The 12,284-nt window shown below is 30.0% G+C and carries 12 protein-coding genes; 10 read left to right on the top strand and 2 right to left on the bottom strand.

Translation table 11 applies throughout. From position 1 onward, the window contains the following. Positions 1–167: 167 nt before the first annotated feature. Positions 168–2,045 (bottom strand): tRNA uridine-5-carboxymethylaminomethyl(34) synthesis enzyme MnmG, encoded by a 1,878-nt coding sequence (mnmG, locus tag EG240_RS08775; RefSeq protein WP_125019020.1) that lies wholly within the window; start codon positions 2,043–2,045, stop codon positions 168–170. Between the two features lie 42 nt (positions 2,046–2,087). Then, positions 2,088–2,507, bottom strand: coding sequence for an rRNA maturation RNase YbeY (gene ybeY, locus EG240_RS08770; protein ID WP_125019019.1), 420 nt, complete (start codon positions 2,505–2,507; stop codon positions 2,088–2,090). A 1,055-nt stretch (positions 2,508–3,562) separates the two neighbouring features. On the opposite strand from ybeY, the gene EG240_RS08765 reads away from it, so the two are divergent. The 10 genes from EG240_RS08765 (at position 3,563) to EG240_RS08720 (ending at position 12,284) form a co-directional block, all read left to right on the top strand. Then, positions 3,563–5,089, top strand: a complete 1,527-nt coding sequence (locus EG240_RS08765; protein WP_125019018.1) for an HAL/PAL/TAL family ammonia-lyase — start codon at positions 3,563–3,565, stop codon at positions 5,087–5,089. A 13-nt stretch (positions 5,090–5,102) separates the two neighbouring features. Further along, positions 5,103–5,834 (top strand): 3-oxoacyl-ACP reductase FabG, encoded by a 732-nt coding sequence (gene fabG, locus EG240_RS08760; protein ID WP_125019017.1) that lies wholly within the window; start codon positions 5,103–5,105, stop codon positions 5,832–5,834. A gap of 75 nt (positions 5,835–5,909) precedes the next feature. Then, positions 5,910–6,812 (top strand): NADPH-dependent FMN reductase family protein, encoded by a 903-nt coding sequence (locus EG240_RS08755; RefSeq protein WP_125019016.1) that lies wholly within the window; start codon positions 5,910–5,912, stop codon positions 6,810–6,812. 8 nt (positions 6,813–6,820) lie between these two features. Further along, the gene (locus EG240_RS08750; RefSeq protein WP_125019015.1) at positions 6,821–7,960 is read left to right on the top strand and encodes a beta-ketoacyl-ACP synthase III; all 1,140 of its coding nucleotides are present in this window, start codon (positions 6,821–6,823) and stop codon (positions 7,958–7,960) included. A gap of 1 nt (position 7,961) precedes the next feature. Then, complete coding sequence (locus EG240_RS08745; RefSeq protein ID WP_125019014.1) at positions 7,962–8,396, top strand: hypothetical protein; 435 nt, start codon at positions 7,962–7,964, stop codon at positions 8,394–8,396. Between the two features lie 48 nt (positions 8,397–8,444). Next, on the top strand, positions 8,445–8,849 hold the full coding sequence (locus EG240_RS08740; RefSeq protein ID WP_125019013.1) for a hypothetical protein: 405 nt from the start codon (positions 8,445–8,447) through the stop codon (positions 8,847–8,849). Beyond that, positions 8,849–9,844, top strand: coding sequence for a BtrH N-terminal domain-containing protein (locus EG240_RS08735; RefSeq protein ID WP_125019012.1), 996 nt, complete (start codon positions 8,849–8,851; stop codon positions 9,842–9,844). The genes EG240_RS08740 and EG240_RS08735 overlap by 1 nt, the downstream gene beginning before the upstream one ends. Then, positions 9,844–10,596 (top strand): ABC transporter ATP-binding protein, encoded by a 753-nt coding sequence (locus tag EG240_RS08730; RefSeq protein ID WP_125019011.1) that lies wholly within the window; start codon positions 9,844–9,846, stop codon positions 10,594–10,596. The genes EG240_RS08735 and EG240_RS08730 overlap by 1 nt, the downstream gene beginning before the upstream one ends. Beyond that, on the top strand, positions 10,586–11,863 hold the full coding sequence (locus EG240_RS08725; RefSeq protein WP_125019010.1) for an ABC transporter permease: 1,278 nt from the start codon (positions 10,586–10,588) through the stop codon (positions 11,861–11,863). The genes EG240_RS08730 and EG240_RS08725 overlap by 11 nt, the downstream gene beginning before the upstream one ends. Further along, on the top strand, positions 11,838–12,284 hold the full coding sequence (locus EG240_RS08720; protein WP_125019009.1) for an acyl-CoA thioesterase: 447 nt from the start codon (positions 11,838–11,840) through the stop codon (positions 12,282–12,284). The genes EG240_RS08725 and EG240_RS08720 overlap by 26 nt, the downstream gene beginning before the upstream one ends.

The raw sequence follows: 12,284 nt of genomic DNA, 5'->3' as shown, positions 1-12,284 counted from the left end.
TCTTGAAATACATTCTTGAAATACATTCTTGAAATACATTCTTGAAATACATTCTTGAAATACTTTTCTACATAAATTCTCTACTCTATTTATAAAATAAAAGATATAAAAAAACCTCGAAACATACATTTCGAGGTTTAATTTTTATACATGTTTCACGTGGAACATTATCTTCCCATATGAATTAATAGTATTGAAATATCGGATGGAGCTACTCCTGAAATTCGTGATGCCTGAGAAATTGTTACTGGACGAATCTTTTTTAATTTTTCTCGAGCTTCATAACTCATAGATTTTATTTTATCAAAATTAAAATTTTCAGGAATTTTTACATCTTCTAAACGCGTCAATTTATCAGCGTTTTGTTTTTCTTTTTCGATATATCCAGAATACTTAACTTGAATTTCGGCTTGTTCAATAACTTCATTATCTAAATTATGTTCTTCAATATACGATTTAACTTTATCGAATTTTAATATATCTTCTAATTCAATTTGAGGACGAGAAAATACTTTAAACATTTTATCAGGTTGTGTCATTGGAGCCGAACCTTTAGATTCAAGAATTGGATTTGCTTCTTTAGTCTTGACAGAAGTCTCTTTAAAAAATTCAACAAACTTTTCTGATTCGTCAAGTTTGTATTCCATACGTTTTAAACGAGCATCCGAAGCTAAACCAATGGCATTAGATTTTGGAGTCAATCTAAAATCAGCATTATCTTGACGAAGTAATGTTCTATATTCAGCACGTGAAGTAAACATTCTATAAGGTTCTTCCGTTCCTTTTGTAATTAAATCATCAATTAAAACTCCAATATAAGCTTCATTTCTTTTCAAAATAAATGGCTCTTTGTCTTGAACTTTTAAAGCTGCATTTATTCCGGCCATCAAACCTTGAGCTGCTGCTTCTTCGTATCCAGTAGTTCCGTTTATCTGTCCAGCAAAATACAAACCAGAAATCAACTTAGTTTCTAAAGTATGTTTTAATTGTGTTGGTGGAAAATAATCATATTCGATAGCATAACCAGCACGTAAAAATTTTACCTTTTCAAATCCGGCAACTGAACGTAAAGCTTTAAACTGAACATCCTCTGGAAGCGAAGTTGAGAAACCATTTACATAAACTTCACACGTTTGCCAACCCTCAGGTTCAACAAAAATTTGATGACGTTCTTTATCAGCAAAACGATTAATTTTATCTTCGATTGATGGACAATAACGCGGACCTAAACTTTTTATTCTTCCGTTGAACATTGGCGAACGATCAAATCCTTCACGTAATAAATCGTGAACTTCATTTGAAGTATACGTCATGTGACAAGATTTTTGAACAGCTAAAGGTTTCGTAATATCTGAATATGAAAATTTCGAAGGATTAATATCTCCAGGTTGTTCTTCCATTTTTGAATAATCTAAACTACGTCCATCCACACGCGGCGGAGTTCCAGTTTTCATTCGTCCAGATTCAAAACCAACTTTTACTAAATCTTCAGTAATTCCAAAACTTGCACTCTCACCTGCTCTACCTCCACCAAATTGTTTTTCTCCAATATGAATCAATCCATTTAAAAAAGTTCCATTTGTTAATACAACAGTTTTAGATTTTATTTCAATTCCTAAACTTGTACGAACACCTTTTACAACATGATTTTCTATTAAAATTCCAGAAACCATTTCTTGATAAAAATCTAAATTTGGAGTTCCTTCTAACATCAAACGCCAAGTTTCTGCAAAACGCATTCTGTCAGATTGAACTCTTGGCGACCACATCGCAGGTCCTTTTGATTGATTCAACATTTTAAATTGAATCGCAGTTTGATCAGATACAATTCCAGAGTAACCTCCAAGTGCATCAATCTCTCGAACAATTTGTCCTTTTGCAATTCCACCCATTGCGGGGTTACAACTCATTTGGGCAATATTCTGTAAACTCATTGTAATCAATAAAGTTTTCATTCCCATATTTGCGGATGCAGCTGCTGCTTCGGAACCAGCGTGACCGGCACCAACAACAATTACATCATATTCTTCTTGAAATAAACTCATTGTTCCACGTGAAACATTTAATTAATAATATAGAATTTATGGTTACTGTTCCACGTGGAACATTTCCATTTTTTCATTTTCTTTTTGTCTCATAAGATTTGAATCTTCTTCTGACTTATCTTTGAAACCACAATAATGTAAAATACCATGTGACATAACTCGAAGTAATTCTTTATTAAAAGATACCTCGTATTCTTTTGCATTCTCCTTCACTCTTTCAATTGAAATGAAAATATCTCCAGAAATTAAATTCCCAATGGTATAATCAAAACTAATGATGTCTGTAAAAGTATCGTGATCTAAATATTCAACATTGATTTTATGTAAGTAAGAATCGTCACAAAAAATAAAATTAATTTCACCTTCTGTAAAATCTTCCGATTCAATAATGGTTTCGATCCAAGCTTCGTAATCAGCTTCGTTTTGTAACTCAAAGTCTGTTTCGTAATTAAAAGTGATCATTTTATATAAAAATTAAAATACCTACAAAGGTAAAACAGAAAAAACTTATATAATATTAAAATAAAATTAAAATTTTTTAATTAATATATTGATAATCAGTAAAATATGATTTATAAACATAACATAGGAATAACTAATGATAAAAAAAAGAGTGTTTTTAAAAATCAAAGCCTTATAAATCGCATATTTGAAATAGAAACGTATCTAAATTCATTTATAGAAATTATAAGCGATTCTCATGTAACCAAAATAAAACGTTTTAATCTAAAATTTAAATTCAATAAGTTGTTATCAACATATATATTTAATAAAAGAAAAAATATTTTTAAAAATTAAATTTCTTCTTTCTTTATATTGTTTGTTAATATGTGGAACAAATTTTTTTTAATGATGGTGTTTTATAAGTTATTAATTGATATCAACATTTTTGAATTTATTAATTCCTTTTAAAACAAAGTTTTATAGATGTTATCAACAATTTGAGTTTTGTTTATTAATATATTTTATTTGATAAGTTGTGTTGTTGATAATTGTTGATAACTATGAATAACTACTTAATAAACCAAAAATAATTTTATCATAAATAAATTTGGTAAATCGAATTCAATTCTTGTATTGCAATTTTTTTTGAATAAAGAAGTAAAAGTTGCCTTATTTTATTTTTAGTTATTAACAATTTTATTATACTTATTATATATTGATTATCAGTTATTTAAGTTTTTGAATTAACAAAATATTTATAATTATATTAATCATTTGATATTCACATATTTAGATTTAAAATAACCTACTATCTTAATTCTATACCTTGAACAAAATAATTTTATACTAATGATTTGTCTTTTATCAGAATTTATTGAGTACTTTTTTAATAAATAAAATGTTTTTTTTAAAATTCATTATCGTTCACAAACTGAAATTGTAAATTCTATTGTTTTATTTTTCTTCAAATCTGTTAATTTGTATTAAATTTGCCCTCTAATTATAAATCAATAAAGTTTTAAAATATTATCTGATTTATTTTTAAATATAGATTTTTCAATTAAAAAAATATAATGATACAACTTAACGAATATTTAAATTTAGAAGATTTTAGCCGTATTGTTTTTTCGAATGAAAGCATTGAAATAAGCGAAAATGTAATGAAACGTGTTGAAGAAAGTTTTTCTTTTTTAAAAGAATTTTCTTCTAACAAAGTCATATACGGTGTAAACACTGGGTTTGGTCCGATGGCTCAATACAGAATCAAAGAATCAGATTGTTTACAACTTCAATATAATTTAATTCGTTCTCATGCATCAGGAACCAATCAACCTTTAAATCCAACGCATGTTAAAGCTGCTATTCTAGCAAGATTAAATACACTTTCTTTAGGAAATTCTGGAATTAATTCTTCAGTTATTTTGTTGATGAGAGAATTGATTAACAGAAATATTACTCCTTTGATTTTTTCACATGGTGGTGTTGGAGCAAGTGGAGATTTGGTTCAATTGGCTCATTTAGCATTAATTTTGATTGGTGAAGGAGAAGTTTTTTATAAAGGTGAAAGAAGATCTACTAAAGAAGTTTTTGAAATTGAAAAATTAGAACCGATTCGTGTTGAAATTAGAGAAGGTTTAGGTTTAATGAACGGTACTTCTGTAATGACAGGTATTGGAATTGTAAATCTAAATCAAGCTAAAAGTTTATTAAATTGGTCAGTTAAGGCTTCTTGTATCATTAATGAAATTGTTCAGGCTTATGATGATCATTTATCTCAAACCTTGAATGAAACAAAGCTTCATAAAGGGCAACACGAAATAGCTAAACAGATGCGTAATCATTTACAATCGAGTAAATTGATTCGCAAACGTGAAGATCATTTATATTCTGGAACAAATACAGAAGACGTCTTCAAAGAAAAAGTACAAGAATATTATTCAATTCGTTGTGTTCCTCAAATTTTAGGACCGGTTTACGATACGATTGAAAATGTTGCAATGGTTTTAGAAAATGAAATCAATTCAGCAAACGATAATCCAATCATTGATGTAAAAACGCAACAAGTTTATCACGGGGGAAATTTTCACGGAGATTACATTTCATTAGAAATGGATAAATTAAAATTGGTAACTACTAAATTATCGATGTTAGCAGAACGCCAATTGAATTATTTATTGAATGCTAAAATCAATGAACTTTTACCTCCATTTGTAAATTTGGGTACATTAGGATTTAATTTTGGAATGCAAGGTGTTCAGTTTACTGCGACTTCCACTACTGCTGAAAATCAGACTTTATCAAATTCAATGTATGTTCACAGTATTCCAAACAATAACGACAATCAAGATATTGTGAGTATGGGAACAAACGCTGCATTGATTTGTAGTAAAGTTATTGAAAATGCATTTGAAGTGGTTGCAATTGAAATGATTACGATTGCTCAAGCGATTGATGCATTGGATTTTAAAGATCAGATTTGTGAAGAAACAAAAGCAATTTATAACGATATTCGTGCAATAGTTCCTACTTTTAAAGAAGATCAGGTAATGTATCCGATTGTTCAAAAAGTGAAAGATTATTTAATGAAAGATGTAATTTAAAAAATAGTAAACTATGAAATGCGCTTTAGTTACTGGAGGATCACGTGGAATTGGAAAAGCTATTTGTTTAAAATTAGCATCAGAAAATAAATATCATATATTAGTAAATTATCAATCTAATGAGGTTGCAGCATTAGAAACAGTTAAAGAAATTGAAGCTTTAAACGGAACAGCCGAAATTTTAAAATTCGATGTTTCTAATCAAGAAGAAGTCCAAACTGCTTTATCTAACTGGAAAGAAAAAAATCCAGATGCAATTATGGAAACCATTGTTAATAACGCTGGAATAACTCGTGATGGTCTTTTTATGTGGATGCATCCAAACGATTGGAAATCTGTGATTGATACCAGTTTAAATGGGTTTTATAACGTAACTAATTTCTTTATTCAAGATATGTTACGAAAAAAATACGGTAGAATTATCAATATGGTTTCTGTTTCTGGAGTGAAAGGAACAGCAGGTCAAACCAATTATTCTGCTGCAAAAGGTGCTTTGGTCGCTGTAACAAAAGCTTTGGCTCAAGAAGTTGCAAAACGTAAAATCACCGTAAATGCTGTTGCTCCAGGTTTTATTAAAACCGATATGACAGCAGATTTAGATGAAAAAGAATTAATAAAAATGATTCCTGCTAATCGTTTTGGAGAAGCAGAAGAAGTTGCTAATTTGGTCTCTTTCCTTGCTTCTGATAAATCGAGTTACATTACAGGTGAAATAATTAATATTAACGGAGGAATTTATTCTTAATTGAATTTTTTTCTCTAATAAATATCAAAGTCAGTTTATATTACTTTTACTGTCATTTGAACAAAGTATAGAATAATGAAAAACATTTTGGTTATATACTACTCACAATCAGGTCAATTGAAAGAAATTGCAGACCAAATTTCTCAGCCTTTTCAAAAGGATGCGAATATTCGAGTAGATTATTATCAAATACAAATGGAAAATGAGTTTCCTTTTCCTTGGGATAAGGATTCGTTTTTTGGAGCTTTTCCAGATTCTTTTCAACAAATTCCGCATAAAATAATTCCTCCTTCAGAAACCATTTTAAATACAAATTATGATTTAATTTTGTTTCATTATCAAGTTTGGTATTTAACACCTTCTATTCCAATTAATTCGTTTTTGAAAAGCGAATACGCTAAAAAAATACTACAGAACAAACCTGTTGTTACCATTAGCGGAAGTAGAAATATGTGGGCTTTAGCACAAGATAAAATGAAAGTTTTATTAAAAGCTAATCAAGCTAAATTAGTCGGAAATATTGCATTAGTAGATCGCAATATAAATCTAATAAGCGTTGTAACAGTCGTAGATTGGATGTTTAGCGGTTTAAAAAGAAAAGCTTACGGAATATTTCCATTACCAGGAGTTTCTGATAAAGAAATTAAAGAATCAAATAAATTTGGTACGATTATTTATAATCATTTTTTAGATAATAATTACTCCAATTTACAAACCGATTTAGTTACCAATGGAGCTGTAGAATTTAGACATTTTCTAATTTCAATGGATAAGAAAGCAAATAAAATGTTTAAGATTTGGTCAAAAATAATTTTATCAAACCCTAATAAAAAGAAAATACTTACTAAATTGTTTAACTATTATTTATTTGTTGCTATTTGGGTACTTTCTCCGATAGTTCATTTAATAGAAACTATTTTATATCCTATTTTATATTTTAAAATAAGAAAGCAAAAAAAATATTATCAAGGCATTTAATAAAACACATGTTAAAAGAAGTTTACATTACAAAAGCATCAAAATTTTTACCTAACGAGCCTATTTCAAACGATGAAATGGAACTAGTTTTAGGTAAGATAAATAATACGCCTTCGAAAGCAAGACGCATTGTTCTGAGAAATAACGGAATTCAATCGCGTTATTATGCAATAGATAACCAAGGAAATGTAACGCATTCAAATGCTGATTTAACTTTTTTAGCTATTTCAGAATTGTTTGACGATAATTTTACTAGTCAAGATATCGAAGTTCTTTCGTGTGGAACTTCAACACCTGATCATTTATTACCTTCTCATGCAGCAATGGTTCACGGTTTGTTAAAAAATAAATCAGTTGAATTAAATTCATCTTCTGGAGTTTGTAATTCCGGAATGAATGCATTAAAATTTGGTTATTTATCAGTACTTTCAGGAAGTTCAAACAATGCTGTTTGTACGGGTTCTGAACGTGTTTCTACTTGGATGATGGCTGATAAGTTTGAAAAAGAAATCGAAAATTTAAACGATTTAGAACAACAACCAATTATCGCTTTTAAGAAAGATTTTCTGCGTTGGATGTTATCTGATGGAGCTGCTGCATTTTTACTTCAAAACAAGTCAAATCCAGAAGAATTATCTTTGAAAATTGAATGGATGGATGCATATTCTTATGCGCATGAAATCGAAGCTTGTATGTATGCAGGTGGTGATAAATTAGAAGACGGTTCAATCAAACCTTGGAGCGATTACAAAGCTGAAGAATGGTTAACAGAATCTGTATTCTCATTGAAGCAAGATGTAAAAATTTTAGATAAACATATTTTAACAAAAGGTGTTGAAAGTATGAAATCTGCTATGGATAAACATCAAATTACAGCAGATCAAATCGATTATTTCTTACCTCATATTTCATCTAACTTCTTTAAAAAAGGACTTCAAGATCAACTTGCAGAAGCAGGAATCGTACTTGAAGATGAAAAATGGTTTATGAATTTATTTAAAGTAGGAAATGTTGGTTCTGCTTCTATTTATCTAATGCTAGAAGAATTATTTAATTCAGGAAATCTTAAAAAAGGACAAAAAATATTATTGTCTGTTCCTGAAAGTGGACGTTTTTCATATTCGTATGCTTATTTAACTGTTTGCTAATATGAAAACTATTTTTCCAATTACTGATAAAAAATTGATTGAATCGTATATTCCACATCGATCTCCGATTGTTATGGTCGATAAATTGATAGATTTTACTGAAAATTATATCATTGGAGGATTAAAAGTTTTAGAAGATAATATTTTTGTAGAAGATAATGTTTTAAAAGAACCTGGTTTAATCGAACATATGGCACAAACAGTTGCCTTACATTCTGGTTATCAATATTCGTTAGAAGACGGTAAAGCTTTAACGGGTTATATCGGTTCGATTAAGAAAATTCAAATTGAAAGATTACCTCAAATTGATGAAGAAATTGAAACGGAAGTTACTATTATTCAAGAATATTTAGGAATAACTTTAGTTGAAATCGTTTCTAAATGTAATGGAAATATTATCGCAACTGGCGAACTTAAAACGGTGATTGCAAATTAAATTCGATTCTATTTTTGAATTTATAATATTGTAAAAAAATTAGGAACTATGAAAAAATCCGAAGTACCTCAAGATCAAAGCAGCTTAAAAGATAAAAATTTAAAAGAAATTTGTTATGCGATTGATGATGATGGAAAATTCACAACCGAATTGAGTTCGGGTTGGGATGTTAAAACCACTATTCAAGAAAATAATCTAAATCATTTAAATGAAATTGTCCAAGAAGCGAAATTAAAAGTTCAAAAAGGCGAAGCAAGTCCTGTTGAATATTTTATGGAGCTAAACCGAATGGATTGGAAACTTTTAGCCGATTATATGGGAAAATGGGTTTGGCAAATCAAACGTCATCGCAATCCTAAGGTTTTCAAAAATTTAAGCGAATCCACTTTAAAAAAATATGCAGAAACCTTTAATATTTCTGTACAAGAATTAACAACATTTACAGGAAATTAATGCGCGCAACATTTACACATCATCAAACAGCACATTGCGAAAACGGCGTAGCTTCTAACTTGTTACGCAACCAAGGTTTAGAATTAAATGAACCGATGGTTTTCGGAATTGGCTCTGGGTTGTTTTTTGTTTATTTACCTTTTTTAAAAATAAATCACGCTCCGGCGGTTTCATATCGTCCTTTACCTGGACAAATTTTCAATCGATTAGCCAATCGTTTAGGTATTAAAATCAAAAGAATCAAATTTTCTAATAAGAGAAAAGCTCAAGAAGTTTTAGAAGAAAATTTACGCAATAATATTCCAACAGGTTTGCAAGTTGGAGTTTATCATTTAAGCTATTTTCCAGACGAATATCGTTTTCATTTCAATGCGCATAATTTGGTTGTTTTCGGTAAAGAAAACGGTAATTTCCTGATTAGCGACCCAGTTATGGAAACTACAACGCTTTTAACCGAAGAAGAATTAGAACGTGTTCGTTTTGCTAAAGGAGCTTTAGCACCAAAAGGACAACTTTATTATCCGATTTATATTCCTCAAAATATTGATTTAGCTCCGGCAATTAAAAAAGCCATCAAAAAGACTTGTAACGATATGCTTGCTCCAGTCCCAATTATTGGTGTTCGTGGAATTCGTATGGTTGGAAGAGCAATTTTAAAATGGCCTAAAAAACACGGCGTAAAGAAAGCAAATCATTATTTGGGACAAATTGTTCGTATGCAAGAAGAAATTGGAACAGGTGGCGGTGGTTTCCGTTTTATTTATGCAGCATTTCTTCAACAAGCTGCCGAAATTTTAAATAATAAACAATTAGAAGAATTATCTTTAGAGATGATGAAAATTGGTGATTTATGGCGCGATTTTGCTGTGAATGCTTCACGTGTTTATAAGCAAAGAAGCAACCAAGAGAATGTTTACGAAGCATTGTCTGCCGAATTGATTCACATTGCCGATTTGGAAGAAGCTTTCTTTAAAAAACTTAAAAAAGCCATCTAATGAAAGCTATTATTAAAATTGATAATTTATATAAAAAATATAAAAATGCTGATTTCTTCTCAGTACAAGATTTGTCTTTACAAATCAACCAAGGAGAAATTTACGGATTATTAGGTCCAAACGGAGCCGGAAAAACAACTTTGATTTCGATGCTTTGTGGTTTGATAATGCCAACAACAGGAACTTTTCTAATCGACGGTTTATCTTTTGATAAAAACAGTCAGCAAATCAAAAAATTTATTGGAGTTGTTCCTCAAGAATACGCGCTTTATCCCACATTAACTGCTTTTGAAAACTTAGTTTACTTCGGAAGTATGTATGGTTTAAAAGGTACAGAACTGAAATCAAAAATCAATATATTACTGGAACGTTTGGGATTATTACCATTTGCCCACAAAAGAATTGAAACTTTTTCTGGTGGAATGAAACGTAGGATTAATCTGATTGCAGGTTTATTACATCAGCCTAAAATTCTCTTTTTGGATGAACCAACCGTTGGAGTTGACGTACAATCTAGAAATGTGATTATTGAATTTCTAAAGGAATTAAATGCTTCTGGTACAACAATTATTTATACATCGCATCATTTGGTTGAAGCTGCCGATTTATGTACGCAAATCGCAATTATCGATCAAGGAAAAATCTTTATTTCTGGAACGCCATCCGATTTGGTAAATCAAACTGAAGGCGCAAAAGATTTAGAAGATGTTTTTTTAGCATTAACGGGTAATCAATTGAGAGATGTGGTATAAATTATTACAAGCGATAAAAAAAGAATTTCTTTTATTGAAAAGAGATATCGGTGGTTTAATCACCTTGTTTGTTATGCCTATTGTTTTGGTAATAACCGTTACTTTGATTCAAGACAGTGCATTTCAAGTGGTTTCTGAAACCAAAATTCCCGTGTTGGTTGTTGATAATGATAACAACGAAATTTCAAAAGCGATTCATTCTCAATTACAAGAAACTGGAAGTTTAGAGATTATCAATCAAATAGATGATCAAACGGTTACTGAAGAGATGGCTAAAAATGCTGTTTTCAAAGGTAAATATCAATTTGCAATTGTGATTCCTAAAGATTTATCTAAAGATTTAAATAAAAAAGTAAGTCAGAATGTAGATCAGATTTTAGGAGAATTTGGTTTAGAAACCGATTCAACTCAAACGGTTATCGAAGATATTCCTTCAAAGGAAATCAAATTGTATTTTGACCCAGCAACGCAAGCTACATTTAAAAACGGAATTATCAATGCCATTGATAAAATGGTTGCTCAAATTGAAACCAAAGCGATTTACTCGACTTTTGAAGATCAAATGGGTTCGGAAATTTCTTTAAATTCAAACGATAAATTTATCAGTTTCAAAGAAATTGTTCCAAATCTAGAAAACGATGCTGTTCCAAATTCGGTGCAACACAATGTTCCCGCTTGGACCTTGTTTGCTATATTTTTTATCATTGTTCCGCTTTCGATAAATTTGGTAAAGGAAAAAAATCAAGGAACTTACGTTCGATTAATTACCAATCCAACGCCAAATATTCTTTTAATTTTAGGAAAAACAGCAACCTATTTAATCATTTGTTTGATTCAGTTTTATTTGATTTTAGCCGTTGCATTGTATTTATTTCCACAAATGGGATTGCCACAAATCAATGTTGATGGAAAGTTAATTAACTTATCTATTTTAACTTTATTTGCTGGTTTAGCAGCAATTGGATTAGGAATTTTATTAGGAACTATTGCCAAAACTCAAGAACAAGCCGCGCCATTTGGTTCAACCTTCGTTGTTATTTTAGCAGCTTTAGGTGGCGTTTGGATTCCCGTTTTTGCAATGCCAACCGTAATGCAATTTATATCAAAAATTTCTCCAATGAACTGGGCTTTGAATGGTTATTACGACATAATGTTGAGAAATGGTGGAATAAAAGATATTTTTCCCGAAATCTTATCCTTATTTTTGTTTTTTAGTTTAATGCTTGCAATTGCACTGATTTATGATAAGAAGAAAAGATTTGTATAAAGAAGATTCGAAACTTACAGTTACCAAACATTTTGATGTTCGTTTTAGCGAAGTTGATTCGTTAGGAATTGTATGGCACGGAAATTATATCATTTATTTTGAAGATGGTCGTGAAGCTTTCGGTCAAAAACACGGTATTTCCTATCTCGATGTGCAAGTAAACGGTTTCACAACGCCAATTGTAAAATCGGTATGTGAACATAAATTGCCATTAAAATATGGCGAATCAGCTCGGATTGAAACTACGTTTGTCGATTCTCCGGCAGCAAAGATCATTTTTAGATTTCGAATTTATAATTCAAATAATCAGTTGGTTTGTTTTGGCGAATCAACTCAAGTTTTTTTAGATAAGGATGGAAATTTAGTTTTAAATCCACCTTCCTTTTTTGAAGAATGGAAACAAAAAGTAGGTTTATTGTAA

Origin of the sequence: Paenimyroides tangerinum, from assembly GCF_003865405.1 — a bacterium.
Classification (GTDB): Bacteria; Bacteroidota; Bacteroidia; order Flavobacteriales; family Flavobacteriaceae; genus Flavobacterium; species Flavobacterium tangerinum.
The sequence above is the reverse complement of the archived record's forward strand: the minus strand, read 5'-3'. Positions and strand labels throughout refer to the sequence as shown.